Below are 25102 nucleotides of genomic sequence, written 5' to 3'. Positions count from 1 at the left end.
CCACTCAGGCGTACCGTGGCTCCCGAGGTCGAGAGACCACGAACGAACGGAGTACCACCATGGAGCGCTTCAGCGGACGGAACGTCCTGATCACCGGCGGCGGCTCGGGCATCGGCCAGGCCACCGTGCACCGGATCCTCGCCGAGGGCGGGAAGGTCGTCGCCGTCGACGTCAACGAGGACGGCCTGAAGAAGACCCTGGACCGCGCCACCGCCGAGGGCACCGCGGACCGCCTGACCATTCAGGTCCTGGACATCTCGGACGAGGCGGCCGTCGTCGCGGGCGTCGCCGAGGCGACCACCGGCCTGGGCGGCCTGGACGTGCTGGTCAACGCGGCCGGCATCCTCCGCTCCTCGCACACCCACGAGACCAGCCTGGAGTTCTGGAACAAGCTCCTCGCGGTGAACCTGACCGGCACCTTCCTGATGACCCGCGAGGCGCTCCCCACGCTGCTCGCGGGCGGCCGGGGCGTGGTGGTCAACTTCAGCTCCACCTCCGCGAGCTTCGCCCACCCGTACATGGCCGCGTACGCCGCGACCAAGGGCGGCATCCAGTCCTTCACCCACGCCATCGCCTCGGAGTACTCGAAGCAGGGCCTGCGCGCGGTCTGCGTCGCGCCGGGCAGCATCGACAGCGGCATGACCCACAACCCTGGCCTGCCCGCCGACGCCGACTTCAGCCTGCTGGCCAAGCTCTCCCCCGCCCTCGGCCAGGGCTTCGCCGGCCCGGAGACGGTGGCCGGCGTGATCGCCATGCTCGCCTCCGACGACGGCGCCTTCGTCACCGGTACCGAGCTGCGCATCGACGGCGGCACCCACATGTGACCGGCTGATCGCCCCCTCGGTCCGGTCGAAGGCGGGGCCTGTGCCGTCCCCCGTACGGCGCAGGCCCCGCCTTCGCGTCGCTGTCGCTATCGCTGTCGGAGCCGGAGCCGGAGCCGGAGCCGGGTGCGGCGGCGGTCGGCCAGGTCACCGCAGGGGCTTCCCGAGCAGGAGTTCCCGGGTGACCCCGTCGGCGAGCAGGTCGCCCGGCTCCGCGAGCGGGGCGAAGCCGTGGCGGCGGTAGAGGGCGAGCGCCGCTTCGTTGCCGGGGAGCACGGCGAGGCGCAGCGTGGTCCCGCCGGTGGCGCGGGCCCAGCGCTCGACCTCCTCGACGAGCCGGTCGGCGACGCCCCGGCCGCGCGCCCGCGGGGCGACCCAGAGCGAGCGCAACTCCCGTACCCCGTCCGGCGATCCGGGCAGGCCACCGACGAGCCCGACCGGGTCCTCGTCCAGCAGGGCCGCGACGTGGTGGGCGCCCGGGATGCCGAGCCGGTCGCGCCAGCGCTCCTCGCCGCCCCGGTGCCAGTCGGCGAGGCCGGCCTTGAAGGCCTCCGGTGCGTCGGTCAGGGCGGCGAGGCGGAGGTCCCGCCAGAGCGGCCAGTCGGCGGTCGTGAGGGTTCGGAGCGTCAGCGTCACCATGTCCGGCACCGTAGAGGGCCCGACCGGCGGCCGTCAGTCCGTTTCCCGTACCTGCGGGCCCGCGCGCCACCGGCCCCGGCGGTTCGGCGGGGTCCGACGGCCCGGCGGGTGCCCTACGGCGTGCGCCAGTCGGCGGCGAAGGCGGCGGCCGGGTTGGCGGTGAGGAGCAGCTCGGGCAGTTCGGGGCCGTGGCTGCGGGCGAGGCGCGGGGCGAGCTCGGTGAGCAGCCGGACCGGGCCGCCGGCCGCGCGGGCGTTCCGGGTCGTGGTGTCGGCGCCGAGCAGCAGCTGGGCGGCGTGGCCCGCCTCGACCAGGTCGGCGATGACCTCGAAGGCCTGGTGGTCGCCTGCGTGGCCGGCCCGGGAGGGGCTGTCCAGCGCGAGGTACACGCCCTCGGCGGCCAGTCGGCGGTGCAGCGCACGGTCGGGGAGCCGGGTGAGGTGGCCGAGGATGACCCGGTCGGGCCGGACGCCGTGCCGGTGGCACAGCCGGTGCACCACCCCGGGCGGGGCGCCGTCGGCTTCGAGGTGGACGGCGATCGGGGCGCCGGTGGCGTGGTGGGCCTCGGCGGCGGCGGCCATCGTCCAGCGGGTGTGGCGACTGTCGGGCCCCGCGTCGGCCGCGACCTTGATCAGCCCGGCCCGGACCCCCTCGGGCGCGCCGGGCAGACCGGTGGTGAGCTCGGCGACGAAACGTTCCGCCAGGTCGGCGTACGGGCCGGGGCGGTCCTCCGCCCCGGCGCCGGTGGCGGAGAAGGAGCCCGGCGCGTAGTGGACCGCCTGGTGCGCGCCGGTGGCGGCGACGATCCGCACGCCGGTCGTACGGGAGAGCGCGGCGAGCGAGTCCGCGCCCCGGCCCAGGCCGCGCGGGGTCCACTGCACGAGGGTGCGGCCGCCGGCGGCGGCGTAGGCGCGCAGGACGTCCTCGGCGGCGGCCGGGTCGTCCAGTTCCTGGCCGGGGAGCAGCGGGCTGCGGATGAAGAGGTGGTCGTGGGCGTCGGTGACGCCGAGGGCGGCGGGGTCCAGGTCGCCGAGGACGGTGCGGACGGTGCGGCTCATGCCCCGGCCTCCTCGGTGACGGTCCCGGCGGCGCTCTCGGCGGCCTTGGTGGCCTCGGCGCTCTCGGTGCTCTCGGTGCTCTCGGTGCTCTCGGTGCTCTCGGCGAAGGTCGCGGTGGCGACCCGCAGGCCGGCCAGCGCCTTGGGGAGGCCGACGTACGGGGCGAGGTGGACCATGACCTCGGTGATCTCCGCCTCCGTCAGGCCGATCCGCCGGCTGTAGCGGACGTGGTCGGCGAGCTGCGGCTCGACGCCGCCGAGGGCGGTGAGGGCGGCCAAATTGGCGATCTGGCGTTCGCGCAGGGCGAGGCCGGGGCGCTGATAGGTGCCGCCGAAGAGGCTGGTGACGATCCAGTCGGGGAAGCCGGGGGCGAGGGCGTCCAGGCCGCCGAGGGTGGCGGCGGCGCCCGGACCGGCCAGGTCGGCGAGCAGGGCGTGGCCGGCCGCGCGGTCGAGCGGGGCCGGGGTGAGGTCGGGGCCGGCGGGGGCGGTCGCGGGGGACATCGGGGCGGTGGGTCCTTTCACCAGTGGCGGCCGGCGGGCAGCCGGTCCAGTTCGGGGCGGGACAGGTGCAGCACCTGGTACCGGACGCCGGGCGCGTCCTCGGGGGCCGGGCCGTGCCAGAGCGCGAAGCTGAGCAGCTCCCAGCGGCTCGGGTCGACGGCCACGGCGGCGGTGTGCAGGTCCGGATGCGCGGGCAGGTCGGCGAGCGCCCGCTCGACGGCCTCGGCCGGGTCGGCGCCTTCCGGCAGCCGTACGGTCGCCCGGGTGGCGGTGCTGGGCTGCTCGGTCCTCTCCCCCGCCACTGACGACGCGCCGTGGGCCAGGCCCGCGCCGAGCCAGTGCCGGACGGCGGGGCGGCCGAAGTCGGCGCTCAGGCCGCGGAAGCCCGGGCCCCAGAGGAAGCCGTTCATGCCCTCGACGGTGCGCCAGAGGTAGAACGGCGCGTACTGGTTGACGGGCGAGCCCTGCCGACCGCGCTCGCGGACCAGGTAGGCCTTGAGGCCGAGGCCCGGGTGCGCGTCGAGCAGGTGGCCCTTGTCGGCGACGCGCTTGCGGATGACGCCCATGTCGTAGTCGGCGGGGAGGGTGATCTCGTACTGCATGGCGTGCACGGCGGGGCTCCTCGGGTTCTGGCCGGTCTGACGGCGGGCGTCCTGGTTTTCGGCGGGCGCGTCGGCTCTGGTCGTACGGGTTCGGCCGCGAGGGTTCGGCCGTACGGGTGCGGCGGCGCGCCCGGGGTCGTGCGGGTCAGGCCGTGCGGTGTGCCGCGAGCAGGCCGAGGGCGCCGCGGACGGCCCGGTCGAACGGCTCGGCGCTGTCGGCGGCGCGGGCCAGGACATAGCCGCCCTGGACGACGGCGACCACGGCGGCGGCCGTGTCGGCCGGGTCGAGGCCGGGGGCGAACTCGCCGCCCGCCTGGCCCTGGGCGACCAGCTCGGCGATCCGGCCGCGCAGCCAGTCGAAGGTCTCCTCGACGGGCGCGCGCAGCTGCGGGTCGGCGACCACGTCGGGGTCCTGGGCCATCCGGCCGATCCGGCAGCCGCGCAGGACGTCGCGGTCGCGGTGCAGGTAGGCGGCGATCCGGTCGTAGGCGGTGCCGGGGGCGGCGAGGTCGGCCTCGGCGACGCCCCGCATCTGCTCGGCGCTGCGGCGCAGGGCGGCGGCCGCGAGGTCGGGCTTGCCGGTGAAGTGGTGGTACATGCTGCCCTGGCCGACCCCGGAACGCTGCTGGATGGCCTTGGGGCTGGTGCCGACGTAGCCGCGCTCCCAGAGGAGGGCCTGGGTGCTCTCGATGAGACGGTCCTGGGTGCTCATGCGACTCACTGTACATACCAGTAGGTACAGAAGACCAGTGCTGACTCCGCCCGGGCGCCCCGGGGCGCCCGGATCCTCCTCGCGGAACGGTTGAGGGCCGTGCGCCGCCCCCCGGCGGCCACGGCCCCTCGACCGTTCGTCATCCCCCGCACCGCCGAGCGGCATTCCGGCGCGCCTGGTGGCGCGCGTCACGTCACGGACGGTGGCCGGCGTCACGCCGCGTAGGGGGTGCACGGCGCACTGCGCGGGCGGGCGCCGGACGCGGGCGACTACGGCAGCGCGCGGCGGACCTCCGGGGCCACCTCGCTCGCGAACAGCTCCAGTTGCTCGCGCTGCGCCCCCTCGGTGAGCGCGTCCACCCCGATGCCGACCACCTCGTTGCCGAAGGCCTCGTGGTAGCGGTGGATCTTCTCGATCACCTGCTGCGGACTGCCGACCAGGGCCGAACCGCGTTCCAGCGCGTCCTCCAGCGACGTGAACGGCGAGTTGTTGTGCCGGCCGGCGGCCGAGTCGAACAGCGCGTTCCAGTACGGGCGGAAGCCCTCGACCGCGTCCTGCGAGCGCTTGGCGACGTACAGTCCGCCGAAGCTCGCGCCCACCCTGGCCCGCTCCGGGTCGTGCCCGTAGTACTCCCAGCGCTCGCGGTAGTGGTCGACCAGCGCCCGGTACTTCTCCAGCGGGTGGAAGGAGTTGGCGGAGAAGAGCGGGTCGCCGTGGCGGGCCGCGAGGTCGGTGGACCGCGTGCTGGTCGCGCTGCCATGCCACACCGGGATCGGGTCCTGGAGCGGGCGCGGCCAGACGGTGGCGTCCCGGAGCGGCGGGCGGGTCGAGCCCTCCCAGGTCACCTTCTCCTCGCGCCAGAGCCTGCGCAGCAGACCGTAGTTCTCGGCGAGCGCCTCCCACTGGCGCTCCTCGGGAAGGCCGAACAGCCCGAAGTGGCGCGGGTCGTTGCCCTTGCCGACGATCAACTCAAGTCGGCCACCGGAGAGTTGGTCGAGCATCGCGTAGTCCTCGGCGACCCGGACCGGGTCGAGGATGCTGAGCACCGTCACCGTGGTGAACAGCCGGATGGTGGAGGTGCGGGCGGCGATCGCGCTGAGCAGCAGAGGCGGGGCCGGGGAGAGGAACGGCTCGCCGTGCCGCTCCCCCACCCCGTAGCCGTCGTAGCCGAGCCGCTCGGCGAGGACCGCCTGGTCGATGACGTTGTGGAGCTTCTGCTCCGGGGTGCGCCGGACACCGGTGACCGGATCGGGGGCGTTGGCGACGAGGGACGAGACGGTGAACCGCACGGCGGTCTCCTTGGACGCTCGGGAGGGGCTCGGGAAGAGTCGGAGGGGCTCGAGGAGGAGCCCTCGGGAAGGGGTTCGGCGCAGACCGGGCCGGGCTTGACGAGGCCGGTGGAGCCCCGGGCGCCGACGGGCCGCGCGGGGCACGGGGAGCCGGTACGTGGTCCGGCGCCGCACTCCCACGGGCGGGCACCGGCGGAGCGGCTGACGGGACGGGCGGCGCGCCGCTCGGGCGGCAGGGCACGCGGGTGGCGTCAGCGGACGGTGCTGCGGTGGCGGCGACAACAACAGCGGGCTGCGGCGGCGGTCACGGTCCGGACTGCCATCTCGCCTCCCCCTCGCCTCGCACGCGCACGATCCTCCGCGAGCATAGGCACCGGCCGGGGACGGGGCAAGGGCTTGATCCGCCACGGCCGACTGGCAAGATGTCCGGCATGAACTACCTCGCCGCGGATGACCGCTATGACTCGATGACCTATCGGAAGGCCGGCCACAGCGGCGTCCAGCTGCCCGCCGTATCGCTCGGGCTCTGGCACAACTTCGGTGACGCCCAGCCGCTGGAGGTGCAGCGGGCGGTGCTCCGCCGAGCCTTCGACCGGGGTGTCACCCACTTCGACCTGGCGAACAACTACGGCCCGCCGTACGGCAGCGCCGAGCGCAACTTCGGCTACCTGTTCGCCCAGGACTTCCGGCCGTACCGGGACGAGCTGTTCATCGCCACCAAGGCCGGCTGGGACATGTGGCCCGGCCCGTACGGCAACGGCGGCAGCCGCAAGTACCTGCTGGCCAGCCTCGACCAGTCGCTGGACCGGATGGGCCTGGACTACGTCGATGTCTTCTACTCGCACCGGTACGACCCGGACACCCCGATCGAGGAGACGATGGGGGCGCTCGACAGTGCGGTGCGCTCGGGCAAAGCGCTGTACGCCGCGATCTCCAACTACCCGGCGGAGCAGCACCGGGAGGCGGTGGCGATCCTGCGCGAGCTGGGGACGCCGGTGCTGATGAACCAGTCGGCGTACTCGATCCTCAACCGGTACGTGGAGGACCACGGCGTGCTGGACGCGGTGGGCGACACCCGGACCAGCCTCATCGCGTACTCGCCGCTGGCCCAGGGGCTGCTGACCGACCGCTACCTGACCGGGGAGGTGCCGGCGGGCTCGCGGATGTCGGTCGGGAAGTTCCTCACCGAGGAGGCGCTGGCCGGGCCGAAGCTGGACCGGCTGCGGGCGCTGGCCAAGGTCGCCGAGGGGCGCGGGCAGACGCTGGCGCAGCTGGCGCTGTGCTGGGTGCTGCGGGACCCGCGGGTGGTCTCGGTGATCATCGGCGCGAGCAGCGTGGCCCAGCTGGACCAGAACCTCGACGCGCTGGCGGGCGGCCCGCTGACGGCTGAGGAGCTGGCGGAGATCGACCGGCTGAGCCGCTGAGCCGAGGCGGCGGCGGTGGAGCGGGAGGCGTTGACTGACGGCTGACGGCTGACGATCGACGGATGACAGCTGACAGATTTCGAAATCTGTCAGCTGTCATCTGTTATCTGTTCGCTGATATCTGTTACTTGTCAGCCGTCAGCTGTTCGCTGCCGGCCGCTTGACGCCCAGAGCGGGCAGAACCGTTTCTGCAACCCGGTGGGCCTCCTCCAGCAGCGGGTTGCCCGACAGGATGAAGGTGTCGACACCCAGCGCCTCGAACTCCTGCAGGCGCTCGATCACCTGGGCCGTCGAGCCGACCACCGCGGTGCCGGGGCCGGGGCGGAACAGGCTCATCCCCGGCCAGAGGTTGGGGTAGGCCTCCAGCTCGCGGGCCCGGGCCGGCACCTTGCCCCCGTGCTGGCGGAACTGCCGCTGCCAGCCGACCCCGTCCTCCCCCTTCGCCCCGCCCAGCTGGCGCGCGTAGGTGGCCTCGCTGGTGACGTCCAGCAGCCGGTCGGCGGCCGCCCAGGCCTCATCCTCGGTGTCGCGGACGATCAGGTGCAGCCGCAGTCCGATCCGCAGAGTCCGGCCGTGGGCGGCGGCGCGCTCGCGGACCAGGTCCAGCTTCTCCTTGAGCAGGTGCGGCGGCTCGCCCCAGGTCAGGTAGACGTCCACGTGCTCGGCCGCCATCTCGATGCCGGCCGCCGAACTGCCGCCGAACCAGAGCGGAATGCCGCCGGGCTGCGCCGGGGCCAGCTCGCGCAGGCTCGCGCCCGCGTTCTTCAGCTCGTAGAACTCGCCCTTGTGGTCGAAGACTTCGCCCGCCGTGAGGCGCTTGACGATCGACCAGTACTCGCCGCTGAGCCGGTAGCGGTCGTCGTGCTCGACGTCCAGGCCGTACTCGCGCAGTTGCGCGGTCGAGCCGTTCACCACGTTGAAGCGCAGTCGGCCGCCGTGCAGGTGGTCGAAGCTGAGCGCCATCTTGGCCAGCAGGGTGGGTGAGACCAGCCCCGGGTGGACGGCCAGCAGCGGCTTGAAGGCCGGGGTGGTGGCGGCGGCGAGCGCGCTGCCGAGCGTCCAGACGTCGTACAGGTCGGTCGCGAGCAGGGCGCCGGTGTAGCCCAAACGCTCGACGCTGCCCGCCAGTTGCTGGAGGTAGCGGAGGTCCACCGGGCGGCGTCCGGCCGGCTCCCAGGGGTAGTGGCCCTCGCGCGGGATGATGTACCAGAGGACTTCGGAGGCCATGGGTCAGACCGCCTTCGCGAGCGCGGCGGCCACCGGGGCCTCCAGACCGGGGAGGTGGGCGTCGGCGACGGTCAGCGCCCGGTCGATGAAGCCCACGCCGTGGAAGATGTCCGCGGCCTCCTGCTGCTCGGCGACGAACCCGGCCGTGGCGGGCTCCAGTCGCCAGGGCAGTGCGACCAGCGCGGACTGCCAGTCGGCGGCCGTGCCGCCCAGGTCCTCGGCGGCGATCGCGGCGGCCTCGGCCGGGTTGGCGGCCACCCAGGCGTCCGCCCGGCGCAGCGCGGTCGCGATCGCGGCGACCACCTCGGGGCGCCCGGTCGCGAAGTCCCGACGGGTGAAGAACACCGAGCGGTCGGTGATGACGTCACCGGTGCGGACCAGTTCACGGAACTCCCCGGTGCGGCGGGCCGCGGCGAGTTCGGCGCCCTGGGCGATCCAGCCGGCGATCTCGCCGTCGCGCAGCCGCCGGGCCTGGTCCTCACCGGCCGCCGGGCGCGCCGGGGTGACGTCCTCGCCGTACGAGAGCCCCTGGGCGTGCAGGGCCTTGGCGAGCAGGTGGGTCTGCCAGGAACCGACGGAGAGGACGACGGTGCCGCCCTTGAGGTCCGCGACCGTCCGCACCGGACCGGAGTCCAGCACCAGCAGCGCGCCGTGGTCCGGGCGGGGCGCCGAGACCGCCGCGTAGACCAGGTCGTGGCCGGCCGCCTGGGCGGTGATCGGCGGAGTGGAACCGGTGCCGCCGAAGTCGATGACGCCCTCGGCGAGCAGGGCGCCGGTGCGGGTGCCGTCCGCGTAGTGGTGGAAGGCGCCGGTCTCGCCGAGCGGGGCCAGCTCCTCGTCCAGGTACGGGAGTCGGGCGAGGTAGTAGAGCGAGGGGTTGCTGGCGTGGACGCCGAGGGTGACGGTCATCTGGTCAACTCCGGTGGTGCGGGCCTGACTTGTGGGAAGGCAGGCGGGATCGGGGGAAGGTCGGGGAAAGCGGGGGGTCGCGGACGTCAGTGGACGCCGAGGTCGGCGAGCAGACGGCGCCGCAGGTCGGCGAAGGCGGGGTCGGCCGGATCGCGCGGGCTCTCGACGGTGACGGCCTCGTCCCGGGCGAGCAGGCCGTCGCGCAGGACCACGACCCGGTCGGCGAGCCGTACGGCCTCGTCCACGTCGTGGGTGACCAGCAGGACCGCCGGGCGGTGGCGGCGCACCAGGTCGCCGACGAGGTCCTGCATGCGCAGTCGGGTGAGCGCGTCCAGGGCGGCGAACGGTTCGTCCAGTAGAAGGAGTTGCGGCTCGCGGACGAGTGCCCGGGCGAGCGCGACGCGCTGCGCCTCACCGCCGGAGAGGGTGGCCGGCCAGGCCTCGGCGTGCCGCTCCAGGCCGACCTCGGCGAGTGCCTTCAGCCCGGTCTCCCGGGTCGCGGCGCCGCGCGGGAGGCCGACCGTGACATTGGCCAGCACCCGCTTGGACGGCACCAGCCGGGGCTCCTGGAACACCACGGTACGGACCGGCGGGACGAGCACGGTGCCCTCGTCGGCCTGGTCGAGCGCCCCGAGGATGCGCAGCAGCGTGGTCTTGCCGGTACCGCTGGCGCCGAGCAGGGCAACGAACTCGCCGCGGGCGATGGAGAGGTCGACCCCGTCGAGGACCGCCCGGGTGCCGAACACCCGGCGCAGGCCGCGCAGGTGGACGGCCGGGGCCGTCCGCTCGGACGCCGAGGGAGGAGCGGGCGAACGGGGCGAGGAGGGGGCGAGGGCGGCGGCGGTGGTCGTGTCGGCGGTCATCGGGCCGCTCCCTGGACGGCCTGGCGCCACGGCATCAGCACGCGCTCCAGGACTCGGACGATGCCGTCGGCCGCGAGGCCGAGCAGCCCGTAGATCAGGATGCAGACGGCGAGGACGTCGGTGCGCGAGTAGTTCTGCGCCTGGGCCATCAAGTACCCGATGCCCTCGGTGGAGTTGATCTCCTCGGCGGCGATCAGGGCGATCACGCTGAGCGTCATCGACAGGCGCAGTCCGGACAGCAGCGAGGGCAGCGCACCGGGCAGCACGACGGTGCGCACGATCGCCCAGCGGCCGAGGCCGAAGCTGCGCATCGCCTCGACCAGTTTGCGGTCGGTGCTGCGGACCCCGCCCGAGGCGGACACGTACATCGGGAAGCTGGTGGCGACCCCGATCAGGGCCACCTTCGCGGTCTCCGTGATGCCGAACCACACCATGAACAGCGGGACGAGGGCCAGGAACGGGACGGTCCGCAGGATCTGGATCGCGGAGTCGAGCAACTCCTCGCCGAGCCGGGTGAATCCGGTGACCACGCCGAGCACCAGGCCGGTGGTCGCGCCGAAGAACAGGCCGAGCCCGGCCCGGGTGAGGGAGACGGACAGGGCGTCGGTCAGCTGACCGTTGCCCCACAACTCCCCCACGGCCTGGGCGACCTGGGCGGGCGAGGCGAGCACGTCCTGGGTCAGCGCGCCGGTGGCGGACGCGAGCGCCCAGCCGCCGAGCAGGGCGAGCGGACCGACGGTGCGCAGGGTCACGGCCAGCGCGCGGGGGCGGGGCCGGTGCCGCCGGCTCTGCGGGGCGACCAGGCCGGCGTCGAGGGCGGCCCGGGTGTCCTCGGGGGTGAACTTCTCTGTCGCGGTGGTCACTTGGCACCGTCCCCGAGCCTGTTGACGTCGATCAGGTAGGGCTTGACGTCCACCAGCTGCTTGGTGACCTTCTGGTCGGCGAAGAACTGGGCGACCGTCCCGAACCGCGCGGTGTCGGCGTCGGAGATGGCGTCGGCCGGGGTCCCCTGCCTGCTGACGTTCACCGCGACGTCCTTCTCGGCGGGGGTGACGGCGGTCGGGCCGGCGTCGGTGAACACGTTGAGGTAGCCGGCCGGGTCGGCCTTCTCCTTCTCGCCGTTCTCGCGCAGGTAGGTGTAGAACGCCTTGACCACCTCGGGGTGCTTGTCGGCGAAGCCGTTGCGCACCGCCCAGACGGCGTAGTTGTCGGAGCCGACCTCCTGGCCGTTGACCAGGAAGTGCGCGCCGGCGTTGGCGATGGCGGGCGTCGAGAAGGTGTTCCAGGTCGCCCAGGCGTCCACCTGGCCGGAGTTGAAGACCCCGGAGGTCTGGTCGGCGCGCAGGTAGACCCGCTCCACCTTGTCGGCCGGGACGCCGTTCTTCGCCAGCGCCTTGAGCAGCAGGTACTCGCTGGTGCCGCCCTGGGAGACGGCGACCTTCCGGCCGACCAGGTCCTGGACGGACTTGACGGGCGAGTCGTTCTTCACCAGGATCCCCTCGCCGACGCCGTCGGGCGCGGTCTGGGCGAACAGCTTGAAGCCGGGCTTCTGGGCGAGCGCGGCGACGGCCGAGGTGATCGAGCCCTGGGCGACGTCCAACTGGTCGGCGGAGAGGGCCTGGGCGGCGGGGGCGAAGGGTCCGGCGCTGCCGGTCCAGGCGACCTTGGCGTGGACGGCCGCCAGGGCCCGGTCCAGCGAACCGTCCTTCTTGCCGCGGGCGAGGAAGCCGTTGTTGCCGGGGTCGGGCAGGCGGAGCACCACGTCGGCCTTGCCACCGGCCCCGCCTTCGGCGGAGGCCTTGGCCCCGTCGGCGGACGAGCCGCAGGCGGCCAGGGCGGTGGAGGCGAGCAGCGCGGTGACGGCGAGGGCGAGGCGGGGGGTCTTCACGGGGGTCTCCATGTGAGTGACAGATGACAGCCGACAGCTGACAACTTTTGAAATCTGTTAGCTGAACGCTGTTACCTGAAGTCTGTGATCCGAACGCTGTCGGCGCCCGCACCCGAACCTGCGGCGCCGCTCGTGTCGGTGCCGGCAGCGACACCCGCACCCGCACCCTCACCCGCACGCCGCACACGCAGCAGCTCGCGGGCCGCACGGAGCGGCTCCGGGTCGGCCCACGCCTGGACGTCCACCGGCGCGGCGAGGAAGCCCTGCTCCCCGAGGAACCGTTCCTGCAGCGCCAGCAGCTCCAGCCGCTCCGCCGACAGGTCCAGGTGCAGGGTGCGGTGACTGCCCGGCGCATAGGCCCCGGCGACGCCCTCGGCCCCGGCACCGGTCTCGGCCCGCAGGATCCGGACCACCTCCTCCGGGTGCTCCGCCGCCCAGTCGGCGGCCTCCAGCAGCACCGCGAGGAACCGCGCGACCAGCTCGGGCTGCTCGTCCAGCAGCCGCTGGTGGACGGTGATCGGCCGCGGGGTGCCGTTGTTCACCCGGGCCCGGCGGTCCGGCGCCGCGTCCAGCTCCACGGCCACCTCCGCACCGATCCGGCGGGCCGCCTCGACGGCGAGCGCCCCCTTCACGTACACCGCGTCCACCACCCCGTCCCGCAGGGCGGCCAGCTCCGCGGACCACTGCCCGCCGCCCGGGACGCCGGGGACGTCCACCAGTTCGGCGTCCGCCAGGGTGAGGCCCGCGAGCCCGAGGGCGCCGCGGAGGCCGGCCAGCGCCATCGCCCGCCAGAAGTCGATGCCGATGTCATGATGCGGCACCGCCAGCCGCAGTCCGCGCAGCTGCGCCGGTTCGGTCACGCCGCTGCCGGCCCGCACCAGCACCACCTGGCGCTCCTCGATCCAGGTGAGGCCGATCAGCCTGGTCGCCTCGCCGCGCGAACGGGCCCACAGTGCGGGGACGTTGCCGCCCTCCCGGAACAGTCCGGTCAGCGCGTGGGTGTAGTGGTGGTCCGCCGCCACCTCCCGCGGAGCGTCCTGCAAGGAGCGGACGGCGATGCCGTCGGCGGCGAACTCCCGGGCGAGCCACCCCTGGTCGGCGGCGATCCCGGTCGCGGTGGGCACCGGGCAGCGGGTGAACCAGAGGGTGTCGGGAAGCGGGGAGGCGTTCTGGATGCGACTGGACAACGGAGTTGGTCCTCTACGGGGGCTCCGACGACAGCCGGAGGAGCTCGGGATCGATTACCGCACGAAGGCACAGGAAGCCTGGTACGCAAGGAAGTTGTACGCCACGATGCAGGGAGGAAGGCAGGTGGCGCGGGAGGCGTCGGTCAGCGACAACACGCACGGGAGGGGAGACACCGGTGGGACGTCACGGTGCTTCTCCTTCCGCAGAGTCGGGGCAGGCGCCGCCTGGACCGAGTGGCCGTCCGGCGCGATGCCAGGAGCGTTCCACGGCGGACGAGCCCGAGGCAAGTCTTTGCCACATGATGGGATCGGTTGTTCATCAACGCCATTCCATTGCAACGTCGTCGACACATTCCCGCAGCACCGGCTGCCCTACGCTGAGACCGCCTCCGGCCGCCGGGCCGGAGTTCCGAACCGAAACGCGAGGTGCCATGCCCGGGGCCGCCACCGCCGTCCAGAGTCCGCCGGCCGGTGCGCAGGCCGTCCAGCGCGCGCTCGGACTGCTGCACTGCTTCCATGACAACGGCCCCGACCTGAGCGCCTCGGACCTGGCCCGCCGGATGGGCCTGTCGGTCTCCACCGCGCACCGGCTGGCCCGCACGCTGGTCAGCGCCGGGTTCCTGGAGCAGGACGAGCAGACCGCCCGCTACCGGCTCGGTCCGGCCGTCGCCGAACTCGGCCAGCTCACCTTCCACCAGCGCGGGTTGCACCTCGCCGGGCCCGAGCTGGAGCTGCTGTCCCGGCGCACCAAGGCCACCGCCGACCTGGCGATCCGCAGCGGCGCGCACGCGGTGATCCTGGTCGGCGGATCGGTCCGCCCCGACACCGGACTGGGCCTGCGCCGCCCGCTGCACTCGACGGCGCTCGGCAAGGTCCTGCTGGCCTGGCCCCGCCCGGGCGAGACGACGCCCTCGACACTCGGCCCGCTGGCCTCCTTCACCGACCGCACGATCACCGAACCGGCGCTCCTGGAGGAGGAGTTGGCGAAGGTCCGGACGGCCGGGTACGCGCTCAACGACGGCGAGTCGACCGCCGGGGTGCGGACTGTGGCCGTGCCCGTCCTGGACGGCGCCGGGCAGGCGCGGTTCGCGCTGGCGGTCCGTTCGACGCCCGCGCACCTCACCGACGACCGGCTGGACTGGTTCCTCGGCCACGCCCGCGGCTGTGCCGACGCCCTCGCCGTCCTCCTGCTCCCGCCGGACCAGCGCGGCTGACGCTCCCGGCGCTCCTTCCGCGCCGCCGGAACGCGACGAAGCAGCGGGCCGCCCGTCCGTGTCCAGGACGAGCGGTCCGCTGCTTCGACCGGCCGACGCTCAACCGACCGGCGGCAAGGGACCGTTGGCGACCGGCTGCCAGATCGGACGCCGGACCGGCCGTCAGATCGGCCGTCAGATCCGCCGTCAGGCCGGAACCAGCCGTCAGACCGCGGCCGGGGTGTACTTGTAGCCGACCCGGCGGACCGTCACGATGGTGTCCCGGTAGGCCGGTCCGAGCTTGCGGCGCAGCCGGGCGACGTGCACGTCGACCGTCCGCCCGTCCCCGACGTGGCCGTAGCCCCAGACCGCGGAGACCAGGTGGTCCCGGGTGTGCACCCGCTGCGGGTGCTCGGTGAGGTGGGCCAGCAGCTCGAACTCCAGGTAGGTGAGGTCGAGCAGCCGCCCGTCGACGTAGGCGTTGCGCCGCTCGGTGTCGACGGCGATGCCGCGCCCGGCCGGGCGCACCGGACGGACCCCCGCCACGGTCTGGCCGGCGGGCCCGCCGGTCGTCGGCTGCGCCCCGTGGGCCGGGTGGGCCCCGGGGAGCGTGTGGGCCCCGGGCTGGGCGGCGGCCCCGACACCGGCCGGAGCCCCCGGCAGGCCGACGACCTGCGCCGCCGGGCCCTCGGTCGGCACCAGCACCAGGTACCCGACCATCGCGCCGCCGTTCACGCCGCCGAACTGGATTCCGTACTGGGCGAGCAGACCCTGCGGCAGCGCGCCCTGCGGCAGGGTGGCGACGACGGCCGCCCCCTCCGGCAGCGCGGCGAGCAGCGCCTGGGGCACCTGCGGGACGGTCACTCCCGGCTGCGCGGCTGCGGGTGCCGGGCCGGTCGCCGGACGGGTCGGTCCGACATGGGCCGGGCCGACGTGGGCCGTTCCGGCGTGGGTCGGTCCGGCATAGGGCGGACGGGCCGCCACCCCGGGCCATCGGTCGGACAGCGACGCCGGGGGGGCGGACGGTCCCGCGGCCCCGGACGCGCCGGGACCGACCGGCGCGGTGGCGGGGACGGAGGAGACCGGCGGGACGGAGCGGACCGCGCGCAGGTGCGGGGTCGCGGTGGGCAGGGGCAGGGTGGCCGTGGAGGAAGAAGACATGGTGTGCCGCTCATTTCGCGCGTGACGGACGGGGTGGAGTCGTCTGCGCGTCGACCGGGCGTACTGCCTGGGCTGGACCGGAACGAACCGGATCAGCGGGCGGAGGGCCGGGACGCGCTGGGCGAGCCGGGACACGTTTGATCGAACAGGTGCGGCTGCCGGGACGGCCAGAACGGCTCGAGGTCGAGGCGACCCCGCCGGCTGTCCACGGCGCGGCTCCCGCACCGGTTCCACCGTCCGGTCCGTCCACCCGCGCGCATCGCGGGGGCCGACCCGGCCGTTCGGGTACGGCCGACGATGCCGGGGGTGGTGCTGGGGCAGACGATGTTCACTGGTGGTCTCTCCGCTGGGCGGGTCCGGTTGGTCGGCCGCGGGCACGCCGGACGGGCGCTCCGCTACGGCCTGGTCGACGGGTTTCGGCGGTGCGTCGGACGGTGGACCGAGAGGGCCGGGTGGGCCGTCAGCGCCGGGGACGTACCGGGAAGGTCGGGAAGGTCAGGCCGGTCAGCGACAACACGCGCTGCAGATCAGCGCGTGGTCGATGTAGCGGCGGACGGTGAGCGCCGGATCGGCGGCACCGGTCACGGCGACGCCGGGCATGGGGGCACCGGGCAGCGGGGAGCCGGGCACGGCGGTGGTGATGCGTCGTCGGCCGACGGTCATCCTGCTGCCCTCCCCCTCGTTCTCCACACGGCGGCGCACCGTTGACGGTGCCCGCCGACGATGCCTCGCCGGTTCGTCGAAGGCCGTCCGCCGGTTGCAACGCCCGTACGAACGGGGCGTTTCCGGCGCCCCCGACGGCATGGCCGGGCGGCCTTCGTCCACAGAGCCTTCCACGGCCGGGCCGGTCTAGGCAACCTTCGGCGCAGTGATCGTCCACGATGCGGACGGTGGAATGAGACGGCGGGCGGAAGGGGCAGGTCGGCGCGCTGACCTGCCGACTCTTCGCACGCCCGTCGTACGGCGGTCGCCCAGCCGTCCTTCACCCGTTGTCGAGCCGGAGCGCGGGCCGACCCCGGCCGGAGCTGGACCTGCTCCGACCGGACCGAGCCGGGTCCGGCCGGGGCCGAGCCGCCCTCAGGCGCCGACCGGGGCGCGGCGGTGCCGGCCGGCGGCGGCGTGCTCGACCAGCGCGACGAGCAGGTCCTTGCCGTCCTGCCGCAGCCGCGCGTCGCAGAGCACCACCGGGATGTCCGGGTCGAGGTCGAGTGCCTCGCGGACCTCGTCCGGAGAGAACCGCTCGGTGCCCTCGAAGCAGTTCACCGCGACCAGGAACGGGATGCCGCGCTGCTCGAAGAAGTCCACCGACGGGAAGCAGTCGGCCAGCCGCCGGGTGTCCGCGAGCACCAGGGCGCCGAGCGCGCCGCGGGCCAACTCGTCCCAGACGAACCAGAACCGGTCCTGCCCGGGCGTGCCGAACAGGTAGAGCGCGAGGCCCGGCCGCAGATCGATCCGGCCGAAGTCCATCGCGACGGTGGTGGTGCGCTTCGCCTCCACCCCCGAGGTGTCGTCGACCGGGCGGCCCAGCTCGCTGAGCTCCTCCTCGGTCCGCAACGGCCGGATCTCGCTGACCGATCCGACCAGCGTGGTCTTGCCCGCGCCGAAGCCGCCCGCGACCAGGATCTTCACCGCGACGGCCGGACCGCCGCGCCAGCGCGGGTCGTTGGCGTTCGCCGGGTGGGACGCGGTGCCGTCCGGATCGGGCACGGTGCCCTCCGGGCGGGGGCGGGGGTCAGAGCGCACGGAGTCCATTGATCACGTCTCGCAGCAGGCGCTCGTCCGGCAGCTCGGCGAGCGGAACGGGTCGGGTGACGCTGATCAGCTCGGCGTCGTAGAGGTCGCCGAGCAGCACCCGCACCACGCTGACCGGCAGGTCGGTGTAGGAGCCGAGCTCGGCGACGGAGAGCGGCTCGCGGCGGCACAGGGTGAGCAGCGTCTGGTGCTCCGGGTCGAGGACGTGCGCGGGCACGGCCCCCGCGACCGGCCCGGGATCGACGGCGGTGACCAGCGAGATCAGGTCGAACAGCCCCTCCTCGACCGGCCGGGTGCGGCCGCGGGTCATCGAGTAGAGCCGCACCACCGGGCCGGCCTCGTCGTCGAACCAGCGGTCGTCGACCGGGGTGCGCGGCCGGAACAGGTCGACGTCGGGCCCGTCCGGGTCGACCTCGCCGTCCTGGCCGTCCGGGCGGTCGGCGGCGTCCGAACCGCCGGTGCCGGACGGACCGCCGACGCCGGAGGAACCGCCGCTGCCGGACGGCCCGGCCGTACCCACCGGCACCTGGGGGCCGTCCGGCGTCTCCGGGCCGTCCGGCTCATCCGCCTTCGGATCCGCCATCGGACCGCTCATCTCACCGGCGGGGCGGTTTCGGTGCGCGGCTCGGCGGCCATGTGCTCGCCGACCCGCTTGACCAGCAGCGCCATCTCGTACGCGATCTGGCCGATGTCCGCCTCGGCCTCGCTCAGCACGGCCAGGCAGCTGCCGTCGCCGGCGGCCGTGATGAACAGGAAGGCCTCGTCCAGCTCCACCATGGTCTGCCGGACGCCGCCGACCTTGAAGTGCCCGCCGGCGCCCTTCGCCAGGCTGTGGAACCCGGCGGCGACGGCGGCCAGGTGCTCGGCGTCCTCGCGGTCGAGGTCGCGGGAGGCGCCGGTGGCCAGGCCGTCGTTGGAGAGGATCACCGCGTGCCGCAGGGCCGCGACGCGCCCCACCAGGTCGTCCAGGAGCCAGTTGAGGTCCCCTGACGACTGCATCGACGTGGTCATGAATCAGTTCCTTCCGCTGGAGCGGGTGGTGCGTGTGGAGCGGGTGGTGCAGGTGGTGCGGATGAAGCGGGTGGTGCGGGTACGGCGGTGTCCGGGGTCCGGCGGACCGGCTGCCCGGGCGGTACCCGCCGGACGAGCGGCGCCCGGCCGGTGTCCCGCGGCGCGGGCAGCGCCGCCGGGGCGGGCGCCGGGGCGATCGCCCGCCGGGACCGGTCGGGCGGCTGCCAGGCCGGTACGGCGGTGGGCCGTCCGGTCCCCCGCACGGCACGATCGTCGGGTGTGCCGGGACGATCCGTCAACGGAGCGCCGGTCCGGTCCGTCGGCGCACCGGGGCGGCCCGGGGAGCCGACCGTACGGTCCGCCGGGGCCGTGGCCCCTCGCCCCCGGGTGAAGCCGCGCTGGAAGGAGGCGAAGGTGGCCCTCGCCTCCTCGGGCGAGCGTTCCCGGACCTCCCGGGCCTCCCCGCCGTCCTGGGTGCCTCCGGCCGATCCGTCGCCGGCCGACGCGCCTCCGGCCCCGCCGTCGGCTCCGGTACCGGCTCCGTTGCGGAACCGTTCCTTCAGCTGTTCCGTGAGCTGCTCCCTGAGCTGCGGCGCCAGGTTCGCCTGCCGGACCCGCCGGGGCAGGCCGCCCGCCGTCCGGGGAGCGGCACCCGCGGGCGGAACCGCGGCCGGGTCGGTCCGCCCGACGGAGCCGCCGACTCCACTGGCCCCGGCAGCTCCGCCGGCCTCGGCAGCCGCGACGGCCGCCTCGGCCGCGGCCACCACGACGTCCTCCCGCCGGTGCCGCCCCGGCCCCGGCGCGTCCTCGGTGTCCGCCGCGGGCGCGGGGACCAGCACCGGCCCGCCCTTGCCGCGCGAGACCCGGCGCGGCAGTCCGCCCGCCGTCCGGCCCGCGTCCGGCGCGGAGGGGCGCGGCCCTCCCGTCGCCCCGCGGTGCCTGCCGTCCGCGTCACCGCCGGTACCGACGGAACCGACCGCGGACGCCGACGAGGGAGCCGACGGGCGTGCCGACGGAGCCGCCGACGGGGAAGCACCACCCGACCCGGGCACCGCCACCAGGTCCCGCTGCCCGCGCCGGCCGCCCGCCGCGGGCCGCTGCCCGGCCGTGCCCGGCTCCGGCCGCCCGTCCGGCGCCTCCGCGAGCAGCTCGCGCGGGATCAGCACCACCGCCGTCGTCCCGCCGTACGGCGACGGCCGCAGGTGCACGCGGATGCCGTGCCGGCGGGCCAGCCGGCTGACCACGAACAGGCCCAGCCGGTCGGTGTCGGCGAGGTCGAACTCCTGCTCCACGGCGAGGCGTTCGTTGATCTCGGCGAGCAGCTGCTCGCTCAGCCCGAGGCCGCGGTCGTCGATCTCCAGCGCGAAGCCGTGCGCCACCACCTCGCCCTGGACGGTGACCTGGGTGCTCGGCGGGGAGAACACGGCGGCGTTCTCGACGAGTTCGGCGACCAGGTGGGTGACGTCCGCGACGGCGCTGCCGAGCAGGCCGGTGCCGGGGAACGGCCGGACGATCACCCGGGCGTAGTCCTCGACCTCGCCGACCGCCGCCCGGACCACGTCCACCATCCGGACCGGCTTGCGCCAGGCGCGCCCGGGCGAGCCGCCGGCCAGGATGATCAGGCCCTCGGCGTGCCGGCGCATGCGGGTGGTGAGGTGGTCGACCTTGAAGAGGTCCTCCAGCTCCGCCGGGTCCTCGGTGCGGCGCTCCATGGTGTCGAGCAGGGTGAGCTGGCGGTGCAGCAGCACCTGGCTGCGCCGGGCCAGGTTGACGAACACCGCCGAGACCCCGCGCCGCAGTTCGGCCTGTTCGACGGCGGCCTCGACGGCGGCGCGTTGCACCGCGTTGAAGGCCTGGCCGACCTGGCCGATCTCGGCGTCCCCGAAGTGCAGCTCGGGGGCCTCGGTGGCCACGTCCACCGGCTCGCCGCGGCGCAGCCGCAGCATGACGGACGGCAGCCGGGTGCCGGCCAGCTCGTGGGCCGCGTTGCGCAGGCCGATCAGCTGGCGGGCGAGGCCGCGGCCGATCCGGAACGAGATCATGATCGACAGCACCACGGCGACCAGGCCGATTGCACCGGCGATGCCGCCGCGCCACAGCAGTCCCATCGAGGCGGACCGCGCGCGCTCGTCCAGCCCTGCGGAGATCCGGCTGTTGACCGAGGCGAGGTCGCCGAGCGCCCGGTCGGCGGTCACCCGCCAGGAATCGCTGTTGAGCGCCTGGACCACCCGCTCGGGGCCGCCGGCGCCGACGAAGTCCGCCTCGGCGCGGGCCAGCGCGCCCCAGGCCTCGCCGCCGCGCAGCGCGACGTAGTCGGACTGGTCGGCGGGGTCGAGTTCGGCGACGTAGACGGTGAACAGCGCCTGCTGGTTGTGCAGGGCGTCCAGCGCGACCTGGTACTGCTCGGCGGTGGGCTTGGCGACGCCGGTGCGCAGGCCCTCCATCGCCGCGTCCTCCTGCGACAGGTACTCGCGGGCGCGCACCAGCTCGATCAGGATGGTGCCCTGCCGCGGGAGTTGGCCGCTCTGCCGGGCGACGTAGGCGGACCGGAAGCCGAACACCGGCTTGACCAGGTCGCTGTACTGGCCCAGCGCGAACTCCCAGTTCAGCGCGGAGCGGCCGACCTGGGCGCGGAGCGGTCCGAGCTGGTCGGCGGCGGCGACGATCTGCACGAAGCGGCCGCGCTGCGGGGCGGAGAGCTTGCCGGCGGAGGTGTCCTTCTTCTGCCGCAGCACGTCCAGGCTGCGGTCGGTGGCGGCCTTGGCCCGCTCGTAGCCGTCCCTGGCGGCCGGCGAGCGCGGGTCGGCCAGGCGCTGGACGGCGGCGCGGCGCTCGTTCTGCAGGTCCCCGGTGTACTGGTCGACCGGGCCCGCGAACTCCTTGTACGTACGGCTGATCCCGAGCTGGTTCCAGACGTCCCCGGTGGTGGCGATCGTCGCGTAGGCCCACAGCGCGGCGAGCGCGACGATGGGCACCAGGAGCAGCGCGATGATCTTCGCGCGGATCGAGCTGCTGCGCAGACGCATGGAGTCCTCGGTCGGGAAGTGCCAGGCGCGGACGGGGAGCGGTGGGAACGGCAGGAACGGCGGGAGCGGTGGAGGGACGGTGTCGAGGCTCCGGTTCAGGGCCGGATCGGGGCCGAGGCGGAGCCGGGTCGGTGCTGGTACGGGACTGGTACGGGGGGTGGCGCGGAACGGCATGGAGGGTGCCGAGGGCAAGGTCGGAGGAGGGGTTTCCGGCCACAGGTCTGCGAGACTCTACTACGCCCTCACCACTCGTTCGAGGGGCGAACCGGTCCACCGACCGGTCTCGTCCCGCACACGTCAGAAACCGGCCTCCCCCTCCCCTGCTTCGCGTCCGGAATGTCCACCCGTGCCCGGAAATGCGGGATTGACACGAGGCCCCCGCACCCTCAGCGGTTCCTCCTCCGCACCTCCCCGGGGACGACACCACCGGAGGAGGCCGGTGCCGATCTCGTCGTGTCACCGCCACAACCCTGGGCAGTGACAGGGTGATCCGATAGTTTCGGCCCACCCCGTACTACCGGCACCGAACTGGGGAGGACTGTGCGCGAGTTCACCACCCCCGCCCCGGCCGTGCCCGAGGCCTCCGGAGGACTCGCCGACTCCCTCTACGACACCGCCGGGCGCACCCCCGACCTGGTCCAGCTGTCCCGGCGGGCCGAGGACGGGCAGTGGCAGGACGTCACCGCCCGGGAGTTCCGGGACCAGGTGCTCGCCCTGGCCAAGGGTCTGCTCACCCACGGCGTGCGCTACGGCGACCGGGTCGCCCTGATGTCCCGCACCCGCTACGAGTGGACGCTGTTCGACTACGCACTCTGGTCGATCGGCGCGATCACCGTGCCGGTCTACCCCACCGCCTCCCCCGAACAGGTGCGCTGGATCCTCGCCGAGACCCAGGCGGTGGCCTGCCTGGTCGAGGACGAGGACGCCGCGATGACCGTCGGCGCGGTCTGCGACGCGCTGCCCGACCTCACCGGCATCTGGCAGCTGGACCGCGACTGCGTCGCCGCGATCACCGAGGACGGCCTCGGCGTGCCCGACTCCCTGGTGCACCGCCAGCGCCTCGGCGTCGCCGCCGGGAACATCGCCACCGTCGTCTACACCTCGGGCACCACCGGCCGCCCCAAGGGCTGCCTGATCACCCACGCCAACCTGGCCGCCGAGGCGGACGCCCTGCTCGCCGGCTGGGGGGACGTCCTGCGCGACACCGGCGGCGGCCGACCGGCCACCCTGCTGTTCCTGCCGCTCGCGCACGTCTACGGGCGGGCCGTGCAGATCGCGGCGATCCGCGGCGGCTTCCGGATCGGGCACATCCCCGAGGTCTCCACCGACGCGCTGCTGCCCGCGCTGGAGACCTTCCGCCCGACCTTCCTGCACGCCGTCCCGTACGTCTTCGAGAAGATCTTCCAACAGGCCCGGCGGGCCGCCGAGGACGCCGGGCGCGGCGAACTCTTCGAGCAGGCCCGGCAGGTGGCCGTCGACTGGGCCGCCGCCCGGGAGCAGAAGGCCTTCGGCCGCGGCCCCGGACCGGGCGCGGCCCTGCGGCTGCGCCACCTCGCGTACGAGCGGACCGTCTACCCGAGGCTGCGGGCGGTGCTCGGCGGCCGGGTGCGCAGCGTGATGTGCGGCGGCTCCACGCTCCGGCGCGAGCTGGGCCTGTTCTTCACCGGCGCCGGCCTCCAGCTGTACGAGGGCTACGGGCTGACCGAGACCACCGCCGCGATCACCGCCAACCCGGCCGGCCGGCAGAAGCTCGGCACGGTCGGACAGCCGGTGCCGGGGGCCTCGGTGGCGATCGCCGACGACGGCGAGGTGTGGGTGCGCGGCGGCTCGGTCTTCGGCGGCTACCTCAACCATCCGCGGTGCACCGCCGAGTCCCTGGTCGACGGGTGGTTCGCGACCGGCGACCTGGGCCGGCTGGACGAGGACGGCTACCTCAGCATCACCGGCCGCAAGAAGGACCTGATCGTCACCAGCAGCGGCAAGAACCTGGCCCCGGCGGCCCTGGAGGAACGGGTCGAGGCGCACCCGCTGGTCTCCCAGTGCCTGGTGGTGGGCGACGACCGCCCGTACGTGGCCGCACTGATCACGCTCGACCCGGCCGCCCTGGCGCACTGGCTGAAGACCCACGGGCGGGAGCAGGCGGACCCGTGGACGGTGCTCGCGGACGAGGAGCTGCACGTGGAGGTCCAGCGTGCGGTGGCGGCCGCGAACACGGCCGTCTCGCGGGCCGAGTCGATCCGCGCGTTCCGACTGCTGCCACGGGAGTTCAGCCAGGAGCAGGGGCTGCTGACGCCCTCGCTGAAGCTGCGGCGGGCGGCGATCGCCGAGCACTACGCGACGGACATCGAGGAGTTGTACCTGCCCTGAACCGGGGCTGTCCGTCTGGTCCTTGACGTACCGTCTTGTCCCTTGTGCCACAGGCAGGATGACCGCGCAGCGGCGAACTGGTTCATCCGCCGTTCCCTTGACGGCCTTATTGGTCTAGTCCATTGTTGCGACGATCCAGAGTTCCACGGTCCGATTCCGCTCACGCCCTCCCCACGGGCGTACCCCCACCTGCTGGAGTCCTCACGTGTCGATGTCCACACGCCTGTCCGCGCGCCCGTCCACACGCCTGTCCACGCGCCTGTCCACGCGCCTGTCCACGCTGGCCGCCTCGGTCGCCCTGCTCACCGGCCTCGCCGCACCGGCGGCCTCGGCCGACGCCGCCCCGGCCGGCGGTCCGAGCGCCCAGGCCGCCCCGACCGTCAACCTCGCCACCAACCCCGGCTTCGAACTGCCCTCCCCCGACCTCGCCGACTGGGGCAGCGTCCCCGGCTGGAGCTGCACCGGCGGACCGGCCGAAGCGGCCGTCACCGCCAACGCCCCGCACACCGGCGCCTCCGCGCTGACCGTCACCCCCGCGAACGCCGACTCCACCGGGGAGTGCGCGCAGACCGTCGCGGTCCAGCCCAACACCACCTACACGGCCTCCGCCTGGGTGCGCGGCAACTTCGTCTACCTGGGCGCCACCGGCACCGGCAAGGACGTCGCACCCGCCTGGACGGAGACCACCGGCGGCGGCTGGCAGCGGCTGAGCACCCGGTTCACCACCGGCCCGAACGCGCGCAGCATCCGGCTGTACGTCCACGGCTGGTACCAGCAGGGCCCGTTCTCCGTGGACGACGTCCGGGTGGACGGCCCCGCACCCGCCCCGGCCGTCGCCACCGGCTCCGTCCCCACCAACGACAAGGTCGTCTTCTTCACCGTGGACGACGGCTGGCAGCGCACCCCCGAGGCGGAACGGTTCATCGCCGACCACCGGCTGCCGATCACCGCCTTCCCGCTGCCGATGCCGGCCGCCACCGACCCGGACTTCTTCCGGCGGGTCACCGCCGTACCCGGCTCCTCGGTCCAGGACCACAGCGTCTCCCACACCGACCTCAGCACGCTCCCGCTGGAACGGCAGCAGGTCGAGATCTGCGACGCCCGTGACTCCATGACCCGCGTCTTCGGCACCACGCCGACGTTCTTCCGCCCGCCGTACTTCACCTGGAACGCCGACACCCTGCAGGCCGCCGCCAACTGCGGCATCCGCACCGTGCTCACCGCCGACGCGGACTTCAGCTGGGGCGCCGCCAACATCTGGCACCCGGGCCTGCTGCAGCCGGGCGACGTCGTCCTGATGCACTGGACCGACACCCTCGCCTCCGACCTCCAGCGCGCCCTCGCCGCCGCCGACGCCGCCGGGCTCAAGCCGGCCGGCCTGGTCGACTACCTCCGCTGACGGGCACCGTCCGGGCCTGACGGACGCGCCGCCGCCTCCGAGGGGGCGGCGGCGCGGCGGCGTTCGCTCGG

General features: G+C 74.3%; 23 protein-coding genes. 5 read left to right on the top strand and 18 right to left on the bottom strand.

Annotated elements, in window-relative coordinates; all coding sequences use genetic code 11:
- Positions 1–59 precede the first annotated feature (59 nt).
- Positions 60–824, top strand: a complete 765-nt coding sequence (locus tag AMK13_RS26015; protein WP_074004296.1) for an SDR family NAD(P)-dependent oxidoreductase — start codon at positions 60–62, stop codon at positions 822–824.
- 144 nt (positions 825–968) lie between these two features.
- On the opposite strand, the gene AMK13_RS26010 is transcribed toward AMK13_RS26015, so the two are convergent.
- From AMK13_RS26010 to AMK13_RS25985, 6 genes are all read right to left on the bottom strand, one after another.
- Positions 969–1460, bottom strand: coding sequence for a GNAT family N-acetyltransferase (locus AMK13_RS26010; protein ID WP_074004295.1), 492 nt, complete (start codon positions 1458–1460; stop codon positions 969–971).
- 113 nt (positions 1461–1573) lie between these two features.
- A complete protein-coding gene (locus tag AMK13_RS26005; RefSeq protein ID WP_074004294.1) occupies positions 1574–2518 on the bottom strand; it encodes a hypothetical protein in 945 nt (314 codons plus the stop codon).
- A complete protein-coding gene (locus tag AMK13_RS46045) occupies positions 2515–3021 on the bottom strand; it encodes a carboxymuconolactone decarboxylase family protein (RefSeq protein ID WP_074004293.1) in 507 nt (168 codons plus the stop codon). The genes AMK13_RS26005 and AMK13_RS46045 overlap by 4 nt, the downstream gene beginning before the upstream one ends.
- Before the next feature lie 17 nt (positions 3022–3038).
- Positions 3039–3632, bottom strand: a complete 594-nt coding sequence (locus AMK13_RS25995) for a DUF4865 family protein (protein WP_074004292.1) — start codon at positions 3630–3632, stop codon at positions 3039–3041.
- A gap of 136 nt (positions 3633–3768) precedes the next feature.
- Positions 3769–4335 (bottom strand): TetR/AcrR family transcriptional regulator, encoded by a 567-nt coding sequence (locus tag AMK13_RS25990; protein ID WP_074004291.1) that lies wholly within the window; start codon positions 4333–4335, stop codon positions 3769–3771.
- Between the two features lie 269 nt (positions 4336–4604).
- Positions 4605–5624: an LLM class flavin-dependent oxidoreductase gene (locus AMK13_RS25985; RefSeq protein WP_074004290.1), complete on the bottom strand. Its 1020-nt coding sequence runs from the start codon at positions 5622–5624 to the stop codon at positions 4605–4607.
- 431 nt (positions 5625–6055) lie between these two features.
- Between AMK13_RS25985 and AMK13_RS25980 the strand changes: the two genes are divergently transcribed.
- Positions 6056–7048, top strand: coding sequence for an aldo/keto reductase (locus AMK13_RS25980; protein WP_074004439.1), 993 nt, complete (start codon positions 6056–6058; stop codon positions 7046–7048).
- 138 nt (positions 7049–7186) lie between these two features.
- Here AMK13_RS25980 and AMK13_RS25975 read toward each other — a convergent pair whose 3' ends face one another.
- The 6 genes from AMK13_RS25975 to AMK13_RS25950 form a co-directional block, all read right to left on the bottom strand.
- Complete coding sequence (locus tag AMK13_RS25975) at positions 7187–8275, bottom strand: LLM class flavin-dependent oxidoreductase (RefSeq protein ID WP_074004289.1); 1089 nt, start codon at positions 8273–8275, stop codon at positions 7187–7189.
- Positions 8276–8278: 3 nt separating this feature from the next.
- Positions 8279–9184, bottom strand: a complete 906-nt coding sequence (locus AMK13_RS25970) for an ABC transporter substrate-binding protein (RefSeq protein WP_074004288.1) — start codon at positions 9182–9184, stop codon at positions 8279–8281.
- Positions 9185–9270: 86 nt separating this feature from the next.
- Positions 9271–10047 carry an ABC transporter ATP-binding protein gene (locus AMK13_RS25965; protein ID WP_079272455.1) on the bottom strand — a complete coding sequence of 259 codons (777 nt, stop codon included), beginning with the start codon at positions 10045–10047 and terminating at the stop codon, positions 9271–9273.
- Positions 10044–10910, bottom strand: coding sequence for an ABC transporter permease (locus AMK13_RS25960; protein ID WP_074004287.1), 867 nt, complete (start codon positions 10908–10910; stop codon positions 10044–10046). The genes AMK13_RS25965 and AMK13_RS25960 overlap by 4 nt, the downstream gene beginning before the upstream one ends.
- Entirely contained in the window at positions 10907–11947 is a 1041-nt protein-coding gene (locus AMK13_RS25955; protein ID WP_074004286.1) for an NrtA/SsuA/CpmA family ABC transporter substrate-binding protein, read from the bottom strand. Before AMK13_RS25955 ends, AMK13_RS25960 begins: the two co-directional genes overlap by 4 nt.
- A gap of 59 nt (positions 11948–12006) precedes the next feature.
- Entirely contained in the window at positions 12007–13122 is a 1116-nt protein-coding gene (locus AMK13_RS25950) for an ABC transporter substrate-binding protein (protein ID WP_380718309.1), read from the bottom strand.
- Between the two features lie 431 nt (positions 13123–13553).
- Here AMK13_RS25950 and AMK13_RS25945 point away from each other — a divergent pair, with 431 nt between their 5' ends.
- Positions 13554–14336: an IclR family transcriptional regulator gene (locus tag AMK13_RS25945; RefSeq protein WP_049652177.1), complete on the top strand. Its 783-nt coding sequence runs from the start codon at positions 13554–13556 to the stop codon at positions 14334–14336.
- Positions 14337–14540: 204 nt separating this feature from the next.
- Here the strand turns inward: AMK13_RS25945 and AMK13_RS25940 are convergent, their stop codons facing one another.
- From AMK13_RS25940 to AMK13_RS25920, 6 genes are all read right to left on the bottom strand, one after another.
- Entirely contained in the window at positions 14541–15179 is a 639-nt protein-coding gene (locus tag AMK13_RS25940; RefSeq protein WP_443333954.1) for a winged helix-turn-helix domain-containing protein, read from the bottom strand.
- A gap of 801 nt (positions 15180–15980) precedes the next feature.
- Positions 15981–16166: a hypothetical protein gene (locus AMK13_RS43020; protein WP_049652176.1), complete on the bottom strand. Its 186-nt coding sequence runs from the start codon at positions 16164–16166 to the stop codon at positions 15981–15983.
- A gap of 387 nt (positions 16167–16553) precedes the next feature.
- The gene (locus AMK13_RS25935; RefSeq protein ID WP_079272453.1) at positions 16554–17228 is read right to left on the bottom strand and encodes a GTP-binding protein; all 675 of its coding nucleotides are present in this window, start codon (positions 17226–17228) and stop codon (positions 16554–16556) included.
- The gene (locus AMK13_RS25930; RefSeq protein WP_049652186.1) at positions 17209–17613 is read right to left on the bottom strand and encodes a DUF742 domain-containing protein; all 405 of its coding nucleotides are present in this window, start codon (positions 17611–17613) and stop codon (positions 17209–17211) included. The genes AMK13_RS25935 and AMK13_RS25930 overlap by 20 nt, the downstream gene beginning before the upstream one ends.
- 206 nt (positions 17614–17819) lie before the next feature.
- Positions 17820–18239 (bottom strand): roadblock/LC7 domain-containing protein, encoded by a 420-nt coding sequence (locus tag AMK13_RS25925; RefSeq protein ID WP_049652175.1) that lies wholly within the window; start codon positions 18237–18239, stop codon positions 17820–17822.
- Positions 18236–21265 (bottom strand): sensor histidine kinase, encoded by a 3030-nt coding sequence (locus AMK13_RS25920; RefSeq protein ID WP_158077746.1) that lies wholly within the window; start codon positions 21263–21265, stop codon positions 18236–18238. The genes AMK13_RS25925 and AMK13_RS25920 overlap by 4 nt, the downstream gene beginning before the upstream one ends.
- Positions 21266–21805: 540 nt before the next feature.
- Between AMK13_RS25920 and AMK13_RS25915 the strand changes: the two genes are divergently transcribed.
- Together AMK13_RS25915 and AMK13_RS25910 are read left to right on the top strand one after the other, a co-directional pair.
- Positions 21806–23632 carry an AMP-dependent synthetase/ligase gene (locus AMK13_RS25915; RefSeq protein ID WP_074004284.1) on the top strand — a complete coding sequence of 609 codons (1827 nt, stop codon included), beginning with the start codon at positions 21806–21808 and terminating at the stop codon, positions 23630–23632.
- Positions 23633–23843: 211 nt separating this feature from the next.
- Positions 23844–25031: a polysaccharide deacetylase family protein gene (locus AMK13_RS25910; protein WP_074004283.1), complete on the top strand. Its 1188-nt coding sequence runs from the start codon at positions 23844–23846 to the stop codon at positions 25029–25031.
- Positions 25032–25102: the final 71 nt, after the last annotated feature.

It is taken from the genome of Streptomyces sp. CB02056, from assembly GCF_001905545.1.
Lineage (GTDB): Bacteria > Actinomycetota > Actinomycetes > Streptomycetales > Streptomycetaceae > Kitasatospora.
Note: the sequence above shows the minus strand (reverse complement) of the source record. Positions and strands in the feature narration are given on the sequence as shown.